We start from the raw sequence: 19716 nt of genomic DNA, 5'->3' as shown, positions 1-19716 counted from the left end.
CCCCAACCCGTCACCTCCATCGCCCGGTCCGCGCGCCCAGCGCCCCGAGCGCCACGGCCGCGGCGCTCGAGGTCCGCAGCACGCCCGGGCCCATCCGCACCTCGCGCGCTCCGGCGCCGGCGAGCAGCGCGCGCTCGTCGTCGGTCACCCCGCCCTCGGGCCCGACGACGAGCACCAGCTCCCCGCGGTCGGGCAGGGCGACCTCGGCGAGCGTCTCGGCCGCCGTCGCCTCGAGGACCAGCACGGCGTCGGCGTCGCGCTTCGCCAGGTCGCCGGTGGTGGCGGGCGGGGCGACATCGGGGACCCGGGCCCGGCGGGCCTGCTTGGCGGCCTCGCGGGCGGCGGAGCGCCAGCGGGCGAGCGCCTTCTCACCGCGGGTGCCGTCGTCCCAGCGCGCGACGCAACGCTCGGCGCGCCAGGGCAGGATCGCGTCGACGCCCGCCTCGGTCGCGAGCTCGACGGCGAGCTCGGCGCGGTCGCCCTTGACCAGGGCCTGGGCCAGCGTGACGCGCAGCGCCGGCTCGTCCTCCGCCCGCCGCTCGAGCACCGACGTCGCCACCCGGCCCTTGGCCACCTCGGTCACCGTCGCCCGCGCCCGCGTGCCGGCCCCGTCGCCGAGCAGCACGACCTCGCCGGGGCGCACCCGGCGCACGTCGGCGGCGTGGCGGCCCTCGGCGCCGGAGAGCACGACCTCGCCGTCCGCGGGCACCGCGTCGACCCAGAAGAGGGCCGGGCGGGTCCAGGCCTCGGAGACCGCGTGCGTCACCGCGCGCGGCCGCCCTGACGCCGGCGTCCGAACAGGCCGTTGCGGTGCGCCGCGAGCTCGGGGCGCTCCTCGCCGCGCAGCTCGGCGAGCTCGCGCATCAGCTCGGTCTGGCGGGTGTCGAGCCGGTCGGGGACCTGGACGTCGAGGTGGACGAGCAGGTCACCCCGCCCGTCGGTGCGTCCCGTGGAGCGCAGGCGGGGCATGCCGCGCCCGCGCAGGGTCAGCGTGGTGTTGGGCTGGGTGCCCGGCTCGATGGTCAGCTCCTCCTCGCCCTCGAGGGTGCGCTGCGGCAGCGTCGTGCCGAGCGCCGCCGCGGTCATCGGCAGGCTGACGTGGCAGTGCAGGTCGACGCCGTCGCGGGTGAAGTACTCGTGGCGCTCCTCGGAGACCTCGATGTAGAGGTCGCCGGCCGGGCCGCCGCCGGGGCCGACCTCGCCCTGGTTGGCCATCCGGATGCGCATGCCGTCGCCGACGCCCGCGGGCACCTGGACGGTGACGGTCCGCCGGGACCGCACGCGGCCGTCGCCGCCGCACTGCGAGCAGGGGCTGGGGATGATCTCGCCGGTGCCGCGGCAGACCGGGCAGGCGCGCGCCGTGACGACCTGGCCGATGAACGAGCGCTGCACGTTCTGGATCTCGCCGCGGCCGTCGCAGGTGTCGCAGGTCTCGGTGCGGGTGCCGGGCTCGGCGCCGCCGCCGTGGCACTTCTCGCAGAGCACCGCGGTGTCGACGGTGAGGTCGCGGGCGACGCCGGTCGCGCACTCCTCGAGCGTGAGGTCGATGCGGATCAGCGCGTCCTCGCCCGGCTGGACGCGGCTGCGCGGGCCGCGCCCGCCGGTCGCCCCGGCGGCGCCGAAGAAGGCGTCCATGATGTCGCCGAGGCCGCCGAACCCGGCCGCGGAGAACCCGCCGGCGCCGCCCCCGCCGCCGCCCCGGCTGGTGTCCAGCGGGTCGCCACCGAGGTCGACGATGCGGCGCTTCTGCGGGTCGGTGAGGACCTCGTAGGCGTTCTTGACGTCCTGGAACCGCGCCTGGGTCTCGGCGTCGGGGTTGACGTCGGGGTGCAGTTCGCGGGCGAGCTTGCGGTACGCCCGCTTGATCTCGCCGTCGTCCGCCTCCCGGGACACGCCCAGGATTCCGTAGTAGTCCTTCGCCACGCTGGTCCTCGTCCGTCCTGTTGCTCTCGAGCCGCCGCCCGCGTCGCGGGCGCTCAGCGTCCCCCGACGATCTCACCGACGTAGCGCGCCACCGCACGCACCGCCGCGATCGCGCTGGGGTAGTCCATGCGGGTCGGACCCACGACACCCATCCCGCCCAGGGCGGTGGTGCCCCCTCCGTAGCCGATCGACACCGTGGAGGCGCTCCACAGGTCCTCGGACTCGTTCTCCTCACCGATGCGCACCGTGACCGTGCCCGCGTCGCTCGCGGAGGTCAGCAGCCGCAGCACGACCACCTGCTCCTCGAGCGCCTCCAGCATGCCGTGCAGCGCCGCGGCGTCGGTGCCCGCCCGGGTGAGGTTCGCGGTGCCGCCCAGCACCAGGCGCTCCTCGGGCCGCTCGAGCAGCGCCTCGATGAGCACCGCGGCCACGCTGAGCAGCGGTGAGCGCAGGCCGTCGGGGGCGTCGTCGGGCAGCTCGGACATCCGCGCCGACGCCGTCGCCAGCGGCTGCCCGACCAGCGCGTTGTTCAGCAGCGCCCGCAGCCGCGACACGTCCTCCTCGTCGAGGACGTCGCCGAGGTCGACGACGCGCTGGTCGACGCGGCCGGTGTCGGTGATCAGCACCAGCATCAGCCGTGCCGGGGTCAACCGCACCACCTCGAGGTGGCGCACCGTCGAGCGGGTCAGCGTCGGGTACTGGACGACGGCGACCTGGCGCGTGAGCTGCGCGAGCAGGCGCACGCTGCGCCGCAGGACGTCGTCGAGGTCGACCGCGCCCTCGAGGAACGTGGTGATCGCCCGGCGCTCGGCGGCCGAGAGCGGCTTGACCTGGTGCAGGCGGTCGACGAAGAGCCGGTAGCCCTTGTCTGTGGGGATCCGCCCGGCGCTGGTGTGCGGCTGGGCGATGTAGCCCTCCTCCTCCAGCGTCGCCATGTCGTTGCGCACGGTCGCGCTGGAGACGCCGAGGTTGTGCCGCTCGACGAGGGCCTTCGAGCCGACCGGCTCGTTGGTGGCCACGAAGTCCGCGACGATCGCGCGCAGGACGGCGACGCGGCGCTCCTCGGCGTTCACCGCGTCCACCTCCCCGCCTCCGGCGTGGCTGTCGTGCTCCCGTCCGCGACCCCGTCGGGTCCGACCCACCATGGTAGGCGAGGCGCGCGGTGGCGTCCGGGGAGCGCGGGAGGTCCACCGAGCGCGACCGGGGAGGCGGAGCCGCCACCACGTGCGGCGGAGCGGCGCACGGTCGTCGTCGATGCTTCGAGAAGGGACCCGGCCCGCCCCCGAGGAGGTCACGCGGCGCTCGGGCGGTCGTTGCGCGAAACGGCCCTCACGCCCGTCGGCGCGGTGTGAGCATGGCCGCGTGCCGGAGGGGATGGACGTCCGACCCGAGGACCTGCGTCGGGGCGCGGCGCTGCTGCGTGACGACGCGGGCCGGGTCGGCGCCGCGCTCGGTCCGGCCGGGGAGGGGGCCGCGTCGACGGCCACGGCCGCCGACGACGGGCCGCTCGCCGAGGCGGCCGACGCCCTCGCCGTCCGGCTCGACGCCCTGCTCCGCGCCGTCACCGGCAGCATCACCGAGTGCGCGGACGCCCTCGACGCCGCGAGCACCGCGTACCTCGGGACCGACCAGGGCGCGGCCGCCGGTCTCGGCGAGCCCGGCGCTCCGCCCGTCGTCCTGCCCGGCTTCGAGCCGCCCCGCTGATGCCGCTCGCCGGGGACGCCGACGCCCTGCTCGTGGCCGCCGAGCAGCTGGCCACGGCCGCCGGGACGCTCGGCACCCTCCGCGACGACCTGGCCGGTCACGCCCGCTCGATCACCGCGGACTGGTCGGGCCTCGCGGCGCCGATGGCCCTCGCGCGGATCGACGGGAACGCCCAGGAGCTGGGCCGCGCCGCCGACGCCCTCGCCGGCATCGTCGGACCGCTGCGGACGTACGCCGAGGAGCTGCGGGCGGCGCAGCGCGACGTCGCGCTCGGCGAGCAGCAGGCCGCCCCGGCGCCCGTCGACGCGGCGTCGATGGCGGCGGCGTTCGAGCGCGCCCTCGCCGCGAACGAGGCGGCGGCGCGCGCGGTCGACGCGGCGGCGGATGCCCTGCCCGGGGCGCCGCCGGCCACGACACCCCGGTCCGGGGAGGCGGGGTCCGGCGCCGCGCCGGCCGGGGTCGGCAACATCGCCGCGTCCCTCGGCAACGCGGCGCTCCAGCATCCCGCGTCGGGCCTCGCCGTCGTCGGCGGCGCCGCCCTCGCGGGCGTGAGCGCGGTCGGCGTGGTCGGTGGGACGGCCGCGACCGCGACCGGGGTCGGCGCGCCGGTGGGCGTCCCCCTCGCCGGCCTCTCGGCGGTGGGCGTCGCGGCCGGGGTCGGGCTCGCCGGCGCGGGCGCCGTCGACCTCACCCACCACGCCCTGGGCGACGACCGCGTGGCGCCGTTCCAGGTCGACGAGGAGACCGGGGCGCGCGGCTGGCCGGTCGGGTCGGTGCCCGAGAGGATCGTCACCGCCGGCAGGCCGGGCCACTCACGGCGCATCCGCGAGGTGGACAGCGACGAGGAGGTGGGCGCGCTGTACGACGAGCTCAGCGAAGGCGGTGAACCGATCGTTCGAGCCGGCTACGACGGGCCCGTTGTTCGCCTCGCTGACGGAACCGAAGTCGGACTTCGACCGGACTCCTTGTCCGGCGGCCGTACCGTCGACGCCACCTTGCCGAACGGAGAGATATGGAAGGTTCACCTGCCGAAGCAGCGCTAGACCGCGCATCGGTGCGCGACATCCTGAGTTGGGGCTGCGAGGACTGGGTCGATCTCGCCTTCGCCCGCCAGTACGTGAGCGACGAGATCGGCCGCGTACCACCTGCTGAACTGCGCCGCCAGACGATCGAGGTCGTGGGGCAGCTGCTCGACGCCGACTTGTTCGTCGCGGGCGATCTCTCCGCCTCCGGGTTCACGCCGTGGCCGCTGGACGCCAGGGGCTCCATCGAGCGAATCCGCCAGGAATGGGACGACGGCACCGTCACGATGCACACGGGCGACGTCTGTTGGTTGCAGATTACCGACAAGGGCAGAGCGCTCGCGCAATCCCTGATCGATTCCGAATGAGCTGCCTCGACCGGCTCAACCCCACGGTTGCCAGCACCATCAAGACGGTCCTCGGCCAGCGCGCTCCGCGGCTCCTCGACGCGCTCGAGGAGAGCGAGCCTCCCGCGACGGCCGTGCGGGAACAGGTGCTCGACGTCCTCAGCGACGAGTTCGTGCGCGAGGGGCTCCAGCCCGACCACGAGCCGAATCCCTACGGCGTCGAGGTCGATGACGCGCTGGGCTGGTTCCTCAAGGCCTATCCGATCACCGAGCCGACGCGCGGCACCGACAGCTGGCCGCCCGACCCCGATCTTCGCGGACCGGAGCGAGCGGAGCACCCGTGACCGATGTCCTCGAGCGCGAGTCGGCCCGCCACATCCTGATCCGGGGCCTGAGCGACTGGGTCGACCTCGGCGTCGCGCGCCAGGACGTGAGCGACGGGGTCGGCGACGTCGGTCCGGCCGAGCTCCGCGAGCAGACCCTCGGCGTCCTCGCCGCCCTGCTCGACGAGCAGCCCTGAGCCGGTCGTCAGCGCGGTGATCGCTCCCGGTGCTCCCCCGGGCCTCTCTCACGACCCGCGAGGAGCACCCACAGCGATCACGCGACGAACCCGCGTGCGACGGGCACGTTCCGCAGGCCCCGGAGCCTCTCGATCATGCGCACCGTGCCCCTCGCCGCCCCGCGAACCCCTCACGACCCCGCCAGCGAGATCGCGACGCCGTCGGCGAGCAGCCGCCCGCGCCGGGTCAGCACCGCCCGCCCGCGGGCCCAGTCCGACGGCGCCAGCAGGCCCTCGCGCGCGGCCCGGTCGGCGGCGGCGCGCCCGGCCCCGTCCAGCACCGACGCCGCGAGCCCGTCCACCGTGCGCAGCTCGAGCAGCACCTGCTCGAGGTGGGCCTCGCCCGGCGTCACCAGCTCGCGGGCCTCGGCCGGCGAGCGTCCCGCCGCCAACACCGCCGAGTACCGCGCGGGGTGCCGCACGTTCCACCAGCGGGTGCCGCCGACGTGGGAGTGCGCGCCCGGCCCGGCGCCCCACCAGTCACCGCCGCCCCAGTACCCGAGGTTGTGCCGGCACCGCGCCTCGACCGAGCGCGCCCAGTTGGACACCTCGTACCAGCCCAGGCCCGCCGCGGTGAGGACGTCGTCGACGATCTCGTAGCGGTCGGCGAGCACGTCGTCGTCGGGCATCGGCAGTTCGCCGCGCGCCACCCGCCGGGCCAGGGTCGTGCCCTGCTCGACGATCAGCGAGTACGCCGAGACGTGGTCGGCGCCCGAGGCGAGGACGGCGTCGAGAGAGCGGCGCAGGTCGTCGTCGGTCTCGGTCGGCGTGCCGTAGATGAGGTCGAGGTTGACGTGGCGCAGCCCCGCGTCGAGCGCCGCCCGGGCCACCGAGACCGCCGCGCCCGGCGTGTGCCGCCGGTCGAGCACCGCGAGCACGTGGTCGACGTCCGACTGCATCCCGAGCGACAGCCGCGTGTAGCCGGCGTCGGCGATCGCGCCCAGCAGCTCCGGCGTCGTCGACTCCGGGTTCGCCTCCGTCGTCACCTCGGCGCCGGGCCGCAGCCCGAACGAGGACCGCACGGCGTCGAGCACCGCGACCAGCCCCTCGGCCCCCAGCAGGGACGGGGTCCCGCCGCCGAGGAACACGGTGTCGGCCGGTGGAGCCGTGCCGAGCACGGAGACCGCCAGGTCGAGCTCGCGCCGCAGCCCCTCGAGCCAGGACGCCGGCGAGGCGGGGTCGTCGGACGAGGTCAGCCCGAGGTCGGTGGCCGTGTAGGTGTTGAAGTCGCAGTAACCGCAGCGCGTCGCGCAGAACGGGACGTGCACGTACACCCCGAACGGCCGCGTGCCGAGCCCGGCCAGCGACGCGGGCGGCAGCGCGCCGTCCGCGGGCGCGGGCTCGCCGGTGGGGGGGACGGAGGGCACGCCTCCATTCTGCGCTCGCCGAGGGGACCACCCGGGTAGGCCCGCACCCCGCCGGCGCGGTCGACGCCACGCCCGCCGCGGTGCCGTTCGCCGAGCAGCCGCGAGCGTCACGTGGAAAAGCGCCCCGTGCTCGTGGCAGTCTGGCGATCGTGCGTGCGACGGGCCTGCTCCTGGTGAGCCGACGCCATGTCGACCTCGTGCGCCTCGCGAGCGCTCTCTGCCGACGCTGATCGCGTCCCGCCACCACATCCGAGCGGGCACGCGCGCGTCCGGCGAGCCCTGCTCCGCGGTCGTGCGTGCCCGTGCGCCACCCGGAGGAACCGCCCGCATGCCCGCTAGTCCTGGCGCCCCCTCGTCCGAGAACGCCCGCACCTCGGAGGAGTCGTACGCGGAGACCACCCCGCTGCGGCACCCCGGAGCCACCGAGGACGCGCCACCGAAGCCGAGGCCGGCGCGCGCCCGGAAGGGCAAGGCCGAGGGGCAGTGGGCCCTGGGCTACCGGGAGCCGCTCAACAAGAACGAGCAGTCGAAGAAGGACGACCACCCGCTCAACGTGCGGGCGCGCATCGAGAACATCTACGCCCACCGCGGCTTCGACTCGATCGACCCCGCCGACCTGCGCGGCCGTTTCCGCTGGATGGGGCTCTACACCCAGCGCGCCGAAGGCTTCCCGGGCACCGACACCGGGCACGTCGACGAGGAGCTGCTGGACGCGCCGCACTTCATGATGCGCGTGCGCGTCGACGGCGGCGGGCTGACCACCGAGCAGCTGCGGGTGATCGGCGAGATCTCCCAGACCTTCGCCCGCGACACCGCCGACGTCACCGACCGCGAGAACGTGCAGCTGCACTGGGTCCGCGTCGAGGACGTCCCGGAGATCTGGCGCCGCCTCGAGGCCGTCGGGCTCTCCACCACCGAGGCCTGCGGCGACTGCCCGCGCGTCGTGCTCGGCTCGCCCGTGGCCGGCATCAGCGCCGACGAGATCCTCGACGGCACCCCGGCCATCGAGGAGATCGTCGAGCGCTTCATCGGCGACCGGTCGCTCGCGAACCTGCCCCGCAAGTTCAAGACGGCGATCTCCGGGCAGCAGGACGTCGCGCACGAGGTCAACGACGTCAGCTTCGTCGGCGTCGTCCACCCCGAGCACGGACCCGGCTTCGACCTGCAGGTCGGCGGCGGCCTGTCGACCAACCCGAAGCTCGCGGTGCGCCTGGGTGCGTGGGTGCCGCTCGCCGAGGTCGCCGACGTCTGGCAGGGCGTCGTGCAGGTGTTCCGCGACTACGGCTACCGCCGGCTGCGCACCCGCGCGCGCATCAAGTTCCTCATCGCCGACTGGGGACCGGAGAAGTTCCGCCAGGTCCTCGAGGACGAGTACCTCGGCCGGTCGCTCGTCGACGGCCCCGCGCCCGAGGAGATCGCCGGGATCATCGACCACGTCGGCGTCCACCAGCAGGTCGACGGCAACCACTACGTCGGCGTCGCCCCGCCCGCCGGGCGCACCAGCGGCTCGACGCTCGTCGGCGTCGCGAAGGCCGCCGAGGAGGCCGGCTCGACGCGGGTGCGCCTCACGCCCTACCAGAAGATCCTGGTCCTGGACGTGCCGCCGGCGAAGCTCGACGGGCTGACCACCGCGCTCGACCACCTCGGCCTGCCCGCGCGTCCCACGCCGTGGCGGCGGGCGACGATGGCCTGCACGGGCCTGGAGTTCTGCAAGCTCGCGTTCGTCGACACCAAGAACCGGGCCGGCGAGCTCGTCGAGGAGCTGGACCGGCGCCTCGCCGACGTCCAGGACACCCTCGAGCAGCCCATCTCGATCAACCTCAACGGCTGCCCGAACTCCTGCGCGCGGGTGCAGGTCGCCGACATCGGGCTCAAGGGCCAGATCATCAACGACGCCGACGGCAACCCGGCCGCGGGCTTCCAGGTGCACCTCGGCGGCGGCCTCGGCCTCGACGCCGGCTTCGGGCGCAAGCTGCGCGGCCACAAGGTGCTCTCGACCGAGCTCGGCGACTACGTCGAGCGGGTCGTCCGCCGCTTCGCCGAGCACCGCGAGCCCGGCGAGCGCTTCGCCCAGTGGGTCGTGCGCGCGGACGAGGCGCAGCTGTCATGAGGTTGGCGGTGCAGTACTGCCCGTACTGCGGGGAGCAGGACCTGCGTCCCCGCGAGGAGCCCCGGGGCGCGTGGGAGTGCGCGGACTGCCGCAGCACCTTCGTCGTCACCGGAGCCACGCAGCCGGCGGAAGGACGAGCATGACCACCACACCGACCGAGACGTCCCACGAGGCCCGCGAGGACCGGCGCACCGCCGCCCTCGCCGCCGGCGAGCACTTCGCCGCCCGCGAGGGGGTCGTGGGCCACGAGGAGCTCACCCGCGAGATCCTCGCCTGGGCCGCCGAGACGTTCGGCGCGGACCTCGTCGTCGCCTCGAACATGCAGGACGCCGTGCTGGTCGAGCTCGGCGCCGCCGCCCGTCCCGGCGTGGACGTGCTGTTCCTCGAGACCGGCTACCACTTCGCCGAGACCCTCGGCACCCGCGACGCGGTCGCGCAGGTCTACGGCGTGCGCATCGTGCAGGCCGAGCCCGAGCTCACCGTCGCCGAGCAGGACGCGGCGTACGGCAAGGACCTCTTCGCCACCGACCCCGGCGCGTGCTGCGGGATGCGCAAGGTCGAGCCGCTGAAGACGACCCTGGCGCGGTACGACGCCTGGGTCACCGGCGTCCGCCGCGTCGAGGCCCCGACGCGGGCGACGACGCCGCTGGTCACGTGGGACGAGCGCCACGGGCTGGTCAAGATCAACCCGATCGCGCACTGGAGCGACGAGCAGATGGACGCCTACATCCGCGAGCACGCGATCCTGGTCAACCCGCTGGTGGACGCGGGCTACCCGTCCATCGGCTGCGCGCCGTGCACCGCCAAGCCGGCCCCCGGCGCGGACCCGCGCAGCGGGCGCTGGGCGGGCTTCTCCAAGACCGAGTGCGGGCTGCACGGATGAGCGCGCCGGCCCTGTCCGACCAGCTGGACGCCCTCGAGTCCGAGGCCGTCCACGTCATGCGCGAGGTCGCGGGCGAGTTCGACCGCCCCGTGATCCTCTTCTCCGGCGGCAAGGACTCGATGCTGCTGGTGCACCTCGCCGCGAAGGCGTTCTGGCCCGCGCCGATCCCGTTCCCGGTGCTCCACGTCGACACCGGGCACAATTTCGAGGAGGTCATCGACTTCCGCGACCGCGTCGTCGAGCGCTACGGCCTGACCCTCGAGGTCGCCCGCGTGCAGGACTACATCGACGACGGGCGCCTCGCCGAGCGCACCGACGGCACCCGCAACCCGCTGCAGACCACGCCGCTGCTCGACGCCATCGCCGAGCACCGCCACGACGCGGTGTTCGGCGGCGGACGCCGCGACGAGGAGCGCGCGCGGGCCAAGGAGCGCATCTTCTCCCTCCGCAACGCCTTCGGCGCCTGGGAGCCGAGCCGCCAGCGCCCCGAGCTGTGGAACCTCTACAACGGCCGCCACAAGCCCGGCGAGCACGTGCGCGTGTTCCCGCTGTCGAACTTCACCGAGCTCGACGTGTGGCGCTACATCGCCCGCGAGGGCGTCGAGCTGCCGTCGATCTACTACGCGCACACCCGTGACGTCTTCTCCCGCGACGGGATGTGGCTGACCAGCGGGCCGTGGGGCGGGCCCCGCGACGGGGAGGAGGTCGTCACGAAGTCGGTGCGCTACCGCACCGTCGGCGACGGCTCCTGCACCGGCGCGGTGGAGTCGACGGCGTCGACGCTCGACGAGGTGCTGGCCGAGGTCCGCGAGAGCCGCCTCACCGAGCGCGGGGCGACGCGCGCCGACGACCACCTGTCGGAGGCCGCCATGGAGGACCGCAAGCGAGAGGGCTACTTCTGATGGCTGACCTGCTCAAGCTCGCGACCGCGGGGTCGGTCGACGACGGCAAGTCGACCCTCGTCGGGCGGCTGCTCTACGACACGAAGTCGGTGCTCGCCGACCAGATGGAGGCCGTCGAGCGGGCGACGGTGGGCGGCGGGGACCCGGACCTCTCGCTGCTCGTCGACGGCCTGCGCTCCGAGCGCGAGCAGGGCATCACGATCGACGTGGCCTACCGCTACTTCGCGACGCCGCGGCGCTCGTTCGTCCTCGCCGACACCCCGGGCCACGTGCAGTACACCCGCAACACGGTGACCGGCGCGTCGACCGCGCAGCTGGCGGTCCTGCTGGTCGACGCCCGCCACGGCGTCGTCGAGCAGACGCGGCGCCACGTCGCGGTGATGGGCCTGCTGCGGGTGCCGCGCCTGGTGCTCGCGGTCAACAAGATGGACCTCGTCGACTTCGACGAGAACACCTACTGGCGCATCGCCAAGGAGTTCCTCGGGCTCAGCGAGGCGCTGGGCTACGCCGAGGACGCCGTCGTCGCGATCCCGCTGTCGGCGAGGAAGGGCGACAACGTCGTCGTGCCCTCGACGCGGACGCCCTGGTACGAGGGCCCGACGCTGCTCGACCACCTCGAGTCGGTGTCGGTCGAGGGCGCCGACCACACTGCGCCGTTCCGGTTCCCGGTGCAGTACGTCGTGCGGCCGCGGACCGAGTCGCACCCCGACTACCGCGGCTACGCCGGGCGGGTCGCCGCCGGCACCGTGCGCGTGGGCGACGAGGTCGAGGTCCTGCCCGACGGGCACCGCACCCGGGTCGAGGGCATCGACACCGCCGACGGCGAGCAGGACGCCGCGCACGACGGGCAGAGCGTCGTCCTGCGCCTGGCCGACGACCTCGGCATCGCCCGCGGCGCGCTCCTCGCGGCCCCCGGCGCGCCCGAGCCGGTCACCGAGTTCGACGCGACGCTCGCGTGGCTGCACGAGAAGCCGCTGCGCCCGGGCGCGCGCCTGCTGCTCAAGCACGGCACGCGCACGGTGCAGGCGATCGTCGGCGCGGTGACCCACCGGCTCGACACCGAGGACCTCACGGTCGTCCCGGACCCGGGCGAGCTGGCCATCAACGACATGGGCCAGGCCTCGCTGACGGTGTCCGAACCGCTGCCGCTCGACCCGTACGACGAGGTCGCGGCCACCGGGTCGTTCCTGCTCGTCGACCCGCAGGCCGGCGACACCCTCGCCGCCGGCCTGGTCGGGCGCCCGCTGGTCGCCCGGCCGCTCGACGGGCGCTGAGCCCACTGGGTCGTGGGCGGGCGCATGGCCGGCGCCACACCCCGGTTGTGGCCCGCGCCGCGCTCACCGAGGATCACCGCGTGGACACGGGGAGGGATCTGACGCGGCGCCGCCACGTCGACCTCATGCGCACCGCCCACGGCACCTGTCGCTGACACACGCCTCCGCACCCCGTCCCCCCGCTCCCGGGAGCCCGTGTGTCCGCCGTCTCCTCCCCCGCCGCGCCCGCGCGCACCCCGCGCCGGGTCGCGCTCGCCAGCGCGATCGGCACCACCATCGAGTGGTACGACTTCTACCTCTACGCCACCGCCACCGCGCTGGTGTTCAACCAGCTGTTCTTCCCCTCGATCAGCCCCACCGCCGGCACGCTCGCGGCCTTCGCGACCTACGCCGCGGGCTTCGGCGCGCGGCCGATCGGTGCGGTGATCGCCGGGCACCTCGGTGACCGCCTCGGGCGCCGCACGGTCCTCGTCGGGGCGCTCGTGCTCATGGGCGTCGCGACCACGCTGATCGGGGTCCTGCCGACGTTCGCGACGATCGGCGTCGCGGCCCCGGTGCTGCTCGTGGTGCTGCGGATCCTCCAGGGCCTCGCGGTCGGCGGCGAGTGGGCGGGCGCGGCGATCCTCGCCGTCGAGCACGCCCCGCCGCGGCGGCGCGGGTTCTTCGGCAGCTTCACCCAGCTCGGCTCCCCGGCCGGGATGCTGCTCGCGACCGGGCTGTTCTTCCTGGTCCGCACGGCCGTCGGCGACGCCGCGTTCGTCGAGTTCTGGTGGCGACTGCCGTTCCTGGCCAGCGCCGTGCTCGTGATCATCGGCCTGGTCATCCGCCTGCGCATCTCCGACGCGCCCGCGTTCGCCGAGCTCCGCGCGCAGGGCAAGGTCGCGCGGCTGCCCGTCGTCGAGGTCTTCCGGGCCGCCCCGCGCGAGGTCCTGCTGACCACCGGGCTGCGGCTCTCGCAGATCGCGCTGTTCGTGCTGATCACGACCTACGGCCTGACCTACATCGCGAGCGAGATCGGCCGCGGCTCGAGCGCCGGGCTCCTCGCGGTGGTCGTCTCGGCGGCGCTGGGCCTCGCCACGACGCCCCTGTGGGCGATCCTGTCCGACCGCGTCGGGCGCCGGACGCCCTACCTGTTCGGCGCCGTCGGCGGCACCGTCGCGCTGCTGCTGTTCTTCCTCGCCGTCGGCACCGGGTCGACGGTGCTGGTCGTGCTCGCCGTGGTGCTCGCGGTCAACGCCACCCACGACGCCATGTACGGCCCGCAGGCGGCGTGGTTCGCGGAGCTGTTCACCGTGCGGCTGCGCTACAGCGGCGCGTCGCTGGGCTACGGCATCGGCTCGGTGATCGCCGGCGGCTTCGCCCCGCTGGTGGCGGCGGCGGTCGTCGGTGCCACCGGGTCGTTCTGGCCCGTCGTGGTGATCTTCGCCGGCGTGTCCGTGCTGACCGTCGTGGCCGCGCTGTTCGCCCGCGAGACCGCGTTCGACGACGCGGTCTAGAAAGGACGCCGTGCTCTCTGACAAACGGAGAATCCACCTCAACGCCTTCGCCATGAACTGCGCCGGTCACCAGTCGGCGGGGCTCTGGCGCCACCCCGACGACCGGGGCCACCGCTACACCGACCTCGAGCACTGGACCTCCCTCGCCCGCACGCTCGAGGACGCGGGCTTCGACGCGCTGTTCCTCGCCGACGTGCTCGGGATCTACGACGTGTACGGCGGGTCGCGGGACGCGGCGGTGCGAGCCGGGGCGCAGGTCCCGCTCGGCGACCCGATGCTGCTGGTGCCGGCCATGGCCGCGGCGACGTCGCGGCTCGGGTTCGGGGTGACGGTGTCGGTCAGCTACGAGCACCCCTACGCGCTGGCGCGCCGCCTCACGACGCTCGACCACCTGACGAAGGGCCGCGTCGCCTGGAACGTCGTCACCGGCTACCTGTCGAGCGCGGCGGCGAACCTCGGGCTGGGCGAGCAGCTGCCGCACGACGAGCGCTACGCGATGGCCGAGGAGTACCTCGAGGTCTGCTACAAGCTCTGGGAGACCTCCTGGGACGAGGACGCCGTGGTCCGCGACGTCGAGCGCGGCATCTACACCGACCCGGCGAAGGTCCACGACGTCGCCCACCACGGCACGTGGTTCGACGTCCCCGGGCCCTTCCTGTGCGAACCGTCGCCGCAACGCACGCCGGCGATCTTCCAGGCGGGTGCCTCGTCGCGCGGCAAGGCGTTCGCCGGCAGGCACGCCGAGGCGGTGTTCGTGTCCGGGCCGACGACCGGCGTCGTCGCGAGGTCGGTGGCGGGCATCCGGGAGGCGGTCGCCGAGGCGGGCCGGGACCCCGAGTCGGTGACGATCTTCGTGCAGCTGGCGCCGGTGGTGGCCGAGACGTCGTCCGCAGCACGGGAGCTCTACGAGAGCTACCTCGCCGCGGCCTCCCGCGAAGGTGCGATGGCGCTGTTCGGCGGCTGGACCGGGCTCGACCTCGCCGACGTGCCGCCCGACCAGCCGCTGCGCCACGTCCACACCGAGGCCGGCCAGACCGCCCTCGCGTCGTTCACCACCGACGACCCGGACCGGGAGTGGACGATCGACGAGATCGCCGCGCACCTCGCGGTCGGCGGCCGCGGGCCGGTGGCGGTCGGATCGCCGACCGAGGTCGCCGACGAGATGGAGCGCTGGATCGACGAGACCGGCGCCGACGGCTTCAACCTCGCCTACGCGGTCACGCCGGGCACGTTCGAGCAGGTCGCGACCCTGGTCGTCCCGGAGCTGCGCCGGCGCGGGCGGATGCCGGAGACCCCGCCGGGTGGGACGCTGCGCGAGGTGCTGGGCGGCCGGGGACCGCGCGCCGACGCGAGCCACCCGGCCGGGGCGCTGCGCTCTTCCGGGGCCTCGTGAGCCCGGCGTCGCGGACCGCCGCCGACCCCGAGGTCGCCGCGCTGCTCGCCCGGATCGCCGCGGGCGCCGCGGAGCGGGAGCGGACCGACGCCTCGCCGTTCGAGGAGGTGGCGGCGGTGGCGCGTGCCGGGCTAGGGGCGCTGTCGCTGCCGGTCGACGAGGGCGGGCGGGGCGCGTCGGTGCGCGAGGTGCTGGCGTTCGTCGTCGACCTCGCCGAGGCCGACCCGATCGTCGCCCACGTCCTGCGCACCCACTACAGCCAGGTCATCGGCTTCCTGCGCCACCCCGACCCGGAGGTGCGGCGGCGCTGGGTCGACGAGATCCGCGCCGGCAAGGTGTTCGGGAACGCGATCAGCGAGACCGGCCCGTCCGCGGCGGGCGGGCACGAGTTCGACACCCGGCTCGACGAGGTCGACGGCCGCCTCGTCCTGGGCGGCACCAAGTACTACAGCACCGGAACCCTGTACGCGGACTGGATCGCGGTCGCGGCCCGGGTGCCCGACGACCGCGTCGCCACGGTGATGGTGCCCGCCGACCGCCCCGGCGTGGAGGTCGTCGACGACTGGGACGGCATGGGCCAGAGCCGCACCGGCACCGGGACGACGACGTTCACCGACGTCGCCGTCGAGCCCCGCGACGTCTTGGGCGCGCGGCCCCGCCTCGAGCCGCGCCCGCCCGGCGACGTCGCGTTCCTGCAGCTCTACCTGCACGCGCTGGTCGCCGGCATCCTGCGCTCGGTCGCCACCGACGCGGCCGGGGTGGTCCGCTCGCGCAGCCGCACCTTCGAGCACGCGCCCACCCCGCAGGCCGTCGACGACCCGATCCTGCACGAGACCGTGGGCCGGCTGTCGGCGACGGCGTGGGTGGCGCAGGCGGCGGTGCTGACCGCAGCCGACGCGATCGACGCCGTGATGGCGGCGTGGGAGAAGGGCGAGCCGACCGAGGAGCTGCTGCTCGCGGCGTCGCTGGCGCACACGTCGGTGAAGGTGCACCTCGACCGCGTCGCGCTCGACGCGGCGACCACGCTGTTCGACGTCGGCGGGGCCTCGGCGTCCAGCCGCGCCCGCAACCTCGACCGGCACTGGCGCAACCTCCGCACGATCACGCTGCACAACCCGGCGAGCTACAAGGCCGCGGCCATCGGCCGCCACCTCGTCACCGGCGCCCCGCTCCCGACGAACGGTTACTTCTGACCCGCACGTGAGTTGCCGACCTTCGCGACCGTCAGCAGGACGACCGCGTCCTCGACGGCCTCGAGGCGATGGCGGCCGTCGGACACGACGAGCAGATCGCCCCGGCGCCCGTCCCACGCGTCCTTCTCGGACACGAGGCGCACCCGGCCGTGCAGCACGACCAGCGTCGCCTCGCCGGGGTTCTCGTGCTCGCCGAGCTCGCGGCCGCCGGTCAGCGCGATGACCGTCTGGCGCATGACGTTGCCGTGCCCGCCCACCACCGTGTGGGCGGCGCGCCCGGCCGAGCTGCTGCGCGCGGCCGCGAGCTGCTGGCGGGCGCAGGCGTCGAGGGAGAGCTTGAGCATGGTCGTCCCCGTCCGTGCCGTGGTGGTGGACGACCATGGTCACCGCTCGGGCCCGGTCGCGGACACCGCCGAACGACACGATCAGGCGCTCGTCCACGGACGCGGCCGCCGCGTCTGCCCGACCCGGGCCGTCGGGAGGGCCACCGGCTCCGCGCCCGCCACCACCCGGTTCGACACCGACCCGATGCCCTCGACGACCAGCGTGACGACGTCACCGGGCCGCAGCGGCGGGGGCGCGGCCTCGCCCGCCTGCGCCCAGTACTCGAGCAGGCAGCCCGTGCCGCAGGTCCCCGACGCGAGCACGTCGCCGGTCCGCAGCTCCGCCCCGCGCGAGGCGTAGGCGACGATCTCCTCGAACGACCACGCCATGCTCGCCGAGCTGTCCCCGCCCCCGGGCAGCGGGACGCCGTTGACCTCCGCGTGCATCTCCAGCGCCAGGCGCCCGTCGCGGCGGAACGGCGCCAGCTCGTCGGCGGTGACGATCCAGGGCCCGAGGGTGTTGGCGAAGTCCTTGCCCTTCACCGGGCCGAGGCCCACCGGGACCACCGGCGCCATGAGGTCGCGCGCGGACCAGTCGTTGAACAGCGTGTACCCGGCGATGTGCTCGCCCGCCTGCTCGGGGGTGAGGTCCCGTCCGGGGCGGCCGATCACCGCGGCCAGCTCGAGCTCGAAGTCGAGCCGCTCGCACCCGGGCGGGACCGCGACGGGCTCGTCCGGCCCGATCACGGCGTTGGTGTTGGAGAAGTAGAAGACGGGCTGCTCGTACCACTCCGGGGGCGGCGCCGTGCGCCCGAGCAGCGTGAGGCTGCCCTCGAGGTGCTCCTCGAAGGTGATGTAGTCGCGCAGCGTCGGTGGCGCCACCGGGGCGAGCAGCCGCACGGAGGACAGCGGGCGGGGCGGACCGTCGGCGGTCCGCGCCACCAGGTCGTCGCGCTCGGCCGACGCCAGCAGCTCGTCCGTCCCGACGGTCAGGGGCTGCACCACGTCCCCGTCGACGACGCCCGCCCGGGGCGTCCCGTCGATCGCGAGGCGGGCGATCCTCATGCCTGCTCCCCCAGCTCGAACGCGGCGATCCGGCCGAACTGCTCCAGGCGGGCGGCGCGGGGGCGGGAGGGGTCGAGCTCCTCGTAGACGTTGAGGACGTTCGCAGCGATGCGCCCCTGCTCGGACATCGCGGCGAACCGTCCGAGGTCGATCGACGCGACGGCCTCCTCGACGGTCAGGCCGGCCTCGAACCGCTTGGTCGCCTCCTGTTCCACGAACACGAGGTAGTCGCGGACCCACCGGACGCCGTCCTTGTCCGTGAGCGGCCCGTGGCCCGGCACGATCGCGGTGAGCGGCAGGTCGAGGATCCGCTCGCAGGCGGCGGTGCAGCGCGCGACCGGGCCCGTCCACACGAGCGGGGCGCCGCCGATGAAGAGGATGTCGCCGGTGTAGACGACGCCGGCGTCCGGGACGTGGACCAGGACGTCGCCCGGGGTGTGCGCGGGTCCGACCTGGATGAGCCGCACCTGGCGCCCGCCGACGTCGAGGTCGAGCTCGCCGGTGAAGGTGCGGGTGGGCGGGGTGGCGACGATCCCGGTGAGGTCGAAGTGGCCCGAGATCGAGCGGATGAACGCGCCGACCCGGTCCTGGCGGTCGGAGAGGCCGGCCAGCTCGGCGATCGCGGCCGGGGTCATCAGCGCCGCGGCGGCCGCCGAGGCGACGATCTCCACCTCGGGCCCGGCGACGAGCTGGTTGCCGTGCCAGTGGTCGCCGTCGGAGTGCGTGTTGACCAGGGTCCGGATCGGGTGGTCCGCGGTCAGCGGGGCGTACCCGTCGAGCATCTCGGCGGTGTGCGGCAGGTCGTAGTGCGTGTCGACCAGCAGCGACACCCCGGCGCCGCGCACCAGTCCCGTGTTGCTCTCGCCCCACCGGCCCTCCGGGAGCAGCCAGGCGTGGCAGTCGCCGCCCAGGTCGTGGGGGCCCTTCGCGTAGCTCGCCGTCACGCTGTCACTCCTGCCGGCACGAGGCGGACCGGCAGCGCGTCGAACTTGCGCATCGTGCCGCTGGGGCTGCGCACCGCGTCGCCGGTGCGCTCGAACCGTTGCACCCGGCGGGTCAGCTCGGTGAGCATCGACGTCGCCTCCATCCGCGCCAGCGGGGCACCGAGGCAGAGGTGGATCGACGTGCCGAGCGCGAGGTGCGTGCGGGCGTTCTCCCTCGTCACGTCGAGCCGGTCCGGGTCGGCGAACTGCCGGGGGTCGCGCCCCGTCGACCCCAGGACCGCGCACACCGTCGCGCCGGCGGGGATCGCGACCCCGCCGACCTCGGCCTCGTCGCGGGTGCGGCGGTAGAAGACGCGGAAGGGCGCCTCGAAGCGCAGCAGCTCCTCGACGGCGTTCGGGACGAGGTCGGGGCGGGCGCGCAGCAGCTCCCACTGGTCGGGCTGCTCGACGAACGCGTCGATCGCGTTGCCCAGCAGCGCGCCGGTGGAGTCGACGCCGGCCAGCCAGATGGAGGCGAGGGTCATCAGCCGCTCCGGGCCCTCCGGGTCGAGGCGGCCGGTGCTGCCGCCGTCCATGATCAGGCGCCCGAGGCAGTGAGCGGGCAGGCCGGGGATGCCGTCCGCCCCCAGCCAGGTCAGGGCCTCGAGCAGGAGCTCGGTGTGGCGCGGGTCCGCCGCCGGCTCCTGGGCGCGCACGACGGCGTCGCTCCAGTCGACCAGCGCCTGGCAGCTGGGCGGGGTGAGACCGGTGAGCATCGCCATCGCGCGGTCGGGCATCGGCTGGGCGAGCGCCGGGACGGCGTCGACCTCCCCGTGGGCGAGCGCCTGCTCGACGATCGCCGCGGCCGCGGACTCGATCCCCGGTCGCAGCTGCTCGATCTCGGCCCGCGCGAACGGCGGCTGGACCGCCCGGCGGATGCGGGTGTGCTCGGGCGGGTCGGTCTCGATGAGCGGGTAGCGCTCGGTGCGGCCGAGCGCGCTCTCGTAGGTGGCGCCGTCGCCGGAGACGAAACGGCGGTGGTCGCGCAGCACCGCGGCGGCCTCGACGTGGCCCGGGACGAGCCAGATGTCCCGCTCGGGCTCGTGGGTCACCGGACCGCGAGCGCGCAGCTCGGCGTAGAGGGGGTAGGGGTCGCGCAGGGCCTCGGGCCGGTAGAGGTCGATGGCGTCGCGCCGCGGCGTCGCAGCTACGTTGGACATACTTCTCCCTGG

At 74.8% G+C, this 19716-nt stretch carries 22 protein-coding genes; 14 read left to right on the top strand and 8 right to left on the bottom strand.

The window, feature by feature from the left end:
• Window positions 1–10 precede the first annotated feature (10 nt).
• The 3 genes from ACYX4T_RS00865 to hrcA are packed head-to-tail and all read right to left on the bottom strand — an operon-like array spanning window position 11 to window position 2996.
• On the bottom strand, window positions 11–766 hold the full coding sequence (locus tag ACYX4T_RS00865) for a 16S rRNA (uracil(1498)-N(3))-methyltransferase (protein WP_476012698.1): 756 nt from the start codon (window positions 764–766) through the stop codon (window positions 11–13).
• Window positions 763–1923, bottom strand: coding sequence for a molecular chaperone DnaJ (dnaJ, locus tag ACYX4T_RS00860; protein ID WP_476012697.1), 1161 nt, complete (start codon window positions 1921–1923; stop codon window positions 763–765). Before dnaJ ends, ACYX4T_RS00865 begins: the two co-directional genes overlap by 4 nt.
• 53 nt (window positions 1924–1976) lie before the next feature.
• Complete coding sequence (gene hrcA / locus ACYX4T_RS00855; protein ID WP_476012696.1) at window positions 1977–2996, bottom strand: heat-inducible transcriptional repressor HrcA; 1020 nt, start codon at window positions 2994–2996, stop codon at window positions 1977–1979.
• 289 nt (window positions 2997–3285) lie between these two features.
• On the opposite strand from hrcA, the gene ACYX4T_RS00850 reads away from it, so the two are divergent.
• The 5 genes from ACYX4T_RS00850 to ACYX4T_RS00830 are packed head-to-tail and all read left to right on the top strand — an operon-like array spanning window position 3286 to window position 5516.
• The gene (locus ACYX4T_RS00850) at window positions 3286–3627 is read left to right on the top strand and encodes a type VII secretion target (protein ID WP_476012695.1); all 342 of its coding nucleotides are present in this window, start codon (window positions 3286–3288) and stop codon (window positions 3625–3627) included.
• Window positions 3627–4670: a WXG100 family type VII secretion target gene (locus ACYX4T_RS00845; RefSeq protein WP_476012694.1), complete on the top strand. Its 1044-nt coding sequence runs from the start codon at window positions 3627–3629 to the stop codon at window positions 4668–4670. Before ACYX4T_RS00850 ends, ACYX4T_RS00845 begins: the two co-directional genes overlap by 1 nt.
• Window positions 4671–4681: 11 nt before the next feature.
• A complete protein-coding gene (locus ACYX4T_RS00840) occupies window positions 4682–5017 on the top strand; it encodes a hypothetical protein (protein ID WP_476012693.1) in 336 nt (111 codons plus the stop codon).
• Window positions 5014–5340, top strand: coding sequence for a hypothetical protein (locus ACYX4T_RS00835; protein WP_476012692.1), 327 nt, complete (start codon window positions 5014–5016; stop codon window positions 5338–5340). The genes ACYX4T_RS00840 and ACYX4T_RS00835 overlap by 4 nt, the downstream gene beginning before the upstream one ends.
• The gene (locus ACYX4T_RS00830) at window positions 5337–5516 is read left to right on the top strand and encodes a hypothetical protein (RefSeq protein WP_476012691.1); all 180 of its coding nucleotides are present in this window, start codon (window positions 5337–5339) and stop codon (window positions 5514–5516) included. Before ACYX4T_RS00835 ends, ACYX4T_RS00830 begins: the two co-directional genes overlap by 4 nt.
• Window positions 5517–5686: 170 nt before the next feature.
• Here the strand turns inward: ACYX4T_RS00830 and hemW are convergent, their stop codons facing one another.
• Window positions 5687–6922, bottom strand: a complete 1236-nt coding sequence (hemW, locus tag ACYX4T_RS00825) for a radical SAM family heme chaperone HemW (RefSeq protein WP_476012690.1) — start codon at window positions 6920–6922, stop codon at window positions 5687–5689.
• An 80-nt stretch (window positions 6923–7002) separates the two neighbouring features.
• Here hemW and ACYX4T_RS00820 point away from each other — a divergent pair, with 80 nt between their 5' ends.
• From ACYX4T_RS00820 to ACYX4T_RS00780, 9 genes are all read left to right on the top strand, one after another.
• Window positions 7003–7152: a putative leader peptide gene (locus ACYX4T_RS00820; protein WP_476012689.1), complete on the top strand. Its 150-nt coding sequence runs from the start codon at window positions 7003–7005 to the stop codon at window positions 7150–7152.
• Window positions 7153–7250: 98 nt separating this feature from the next.
• Window positions 7251–9032 carry a nitrite/sulfite reductase gene (locus tag ACYX4T_RS00815; RefSeq protein ID WP_476012688.1) on the top strand — a complete coding sequence of 594 codons (1782 nt, stop codon included), beginning with the start codon at window positions 7251–7253 and terminating at the stop codon, window positions 9030–9032.
• Window positions 9029–9175, top strand: a complete 147-nt coding sequence (locus ACYX4T_RS00810) for an Insertion element protein (RefSeq protein WP_476012687.1) — start codon at window positions 9029–9031, stop codon at window positions 9173–9175. Before ACYX4T_RS00815 ends, ACYX4T_RS00810 begins: the two co-directional genes overlap by 4 nt.
• Window positions 9172–9915, top strand: a complete 744-nt coding sequence (locus ACYX4T_RS00805; protein WP_476012686.1) for a phosphoadenylyl-sulfate reductase — start codon at window positions 9172–9174, stop codon at window positions 9913–9915. Before ACYX4T_RS00810 ends, ACYX4T_RS00805 begins: the two co-directional genes overlap by 4 nt.
• Window positions 9912–10817, top strand: coding sequence for a sulfate adenylyltransferase subunit CysD (cysD, locus tag ACYX4T_RS00800; protein ID WP_476012685.1), 906 nt, complete (start codon window positions 9912–9914; stop codon window positions 10815–10817). The genes ACYX4T_RS00805 and cysD overlap by 4 nt, the downstream gene beginning before the upstream one ends.
• Entirely contained in the window at window positions 10817–12091 is a 1275-nt protein-coding gene (locus ACYX4T_RS00795) for a sulfate adenylyltransferase subunit 1 (RefSeq protein ID WP_476012684.1), read from the top strand. The genes cysD and ACYX4T_RS00795 overlap by 1 nt, the downstream gene beginning before the upstream one ends.
• A gap of 197 nt (window positions 12092–12288) precedes the next feature.
• Complete coding sequence (locus tag ACYX4T_RS00790; RefSeq protein WP_476012683.1) at window positions 12289–13587, top strand: MFS transporter; 1299 nt, start codon at window positions 12289–12291, stop codon at window positions 13585–13587.
• Between the two features lie 10 nt (window positions 13588–13597).
• Window positions 13598–14980 (top strand): LLM class flavin-dependent oxidoreductase, encoded by a 1383-nt coding sequence (locus tag ACYX4T_RS00785; protein ID WP_476012682.1) that lies wholly within the window; start codon window positions 13598–13600, stop codon window positions 14978–14980.
• Complete coding sequence (locus ACYX4T_RS00780) at window positions 14977–16173, top strand: acyl-CoA dehydrogenase family protein (RefSeq protein WP_476012681.1); 1197 nt, start codon at window positions 14977–14979, stop codon at window positions 16171–16173. Before ACYX4T_RS00785 ends, ACYX4T_RS00780 begins: the two co-directional genes overlap by 4 nt.
• Here ACYX4T_RS00780 and ACYX4T_RS00775 read toward each other — a convergent pair.
• The 4 genes from ACYX4T_RS00775 to ACYX4T_RS00760 all read right to left on the bottom strand — a co-directional run bounded on the left by ACYX4T_RS00775 (window position 16164) and on the right by ACYX4T_RS00760 (window position 19704).
• Complete coding sequence (locus ACYX4T_RS00775; protein WP_476012680.1) at window positions 16164–16517, bottom strand: cupin domain-containing protein; 354 nt, start codon at window positions 16515–16517, stop codon at window positions 16164–16166. The two genes, ACYX4T_RS00780 and ACYX4T_RS00775, sit on opposite strands and share 10 nt — an antisense overlap.
• 81 nt (window positions 16518–16598) lie before the next feature.
• Window positions 16599–17561: a fumarylacetoacetate hydrolase family protein gene (locus ACYX4T_RS00770; protein WP_476012679.1), complete on the bottom strand. Its 963-nt coding sequence runs from the start codon at window positions 17559–17561 to the stop codon at window positions 16599–16601.
• Complete coding sequence (locus ACYX4T_RS00765; protein ID WP_476012678.1) at window positions 17558–18505, bottom strand: MBL fold metallo-hydrolase; 948 nt, start codon at window positions 18503–18505, stop codon at window positions 17558–17560. The genes ACYX4T_RS00770 and ACYX4T_RS00765 overlap by 4 nt, the downstream gene beginning before the upstream one ends.
• The gene (locus ACYX4T_RS00760; RefSeq protein WP_476012677.1) at window positions 18502–19704 is read right to left on the bottom strand and encodes a cytochrome P450; all 1203 of its coding nucleotides are present in this window, start codon (window positions 19702–19704) and stop codon (window positions 18502–18504) included. Before ACYX4T_RS00760 ends, ACYX4T_RS00765 begins: the two co-directional genes overlap by 4 nt.
• Window positions 19705–19716: the final 12 nt, after the last annotated feature.

The sequence above is a fragment of the Actinomycetospora sp. ABD4_176 genome (assembly GCF_056311855.1).
This window is presented reverse-complemented; position numbering and strand designations above follow the sequence as displayed.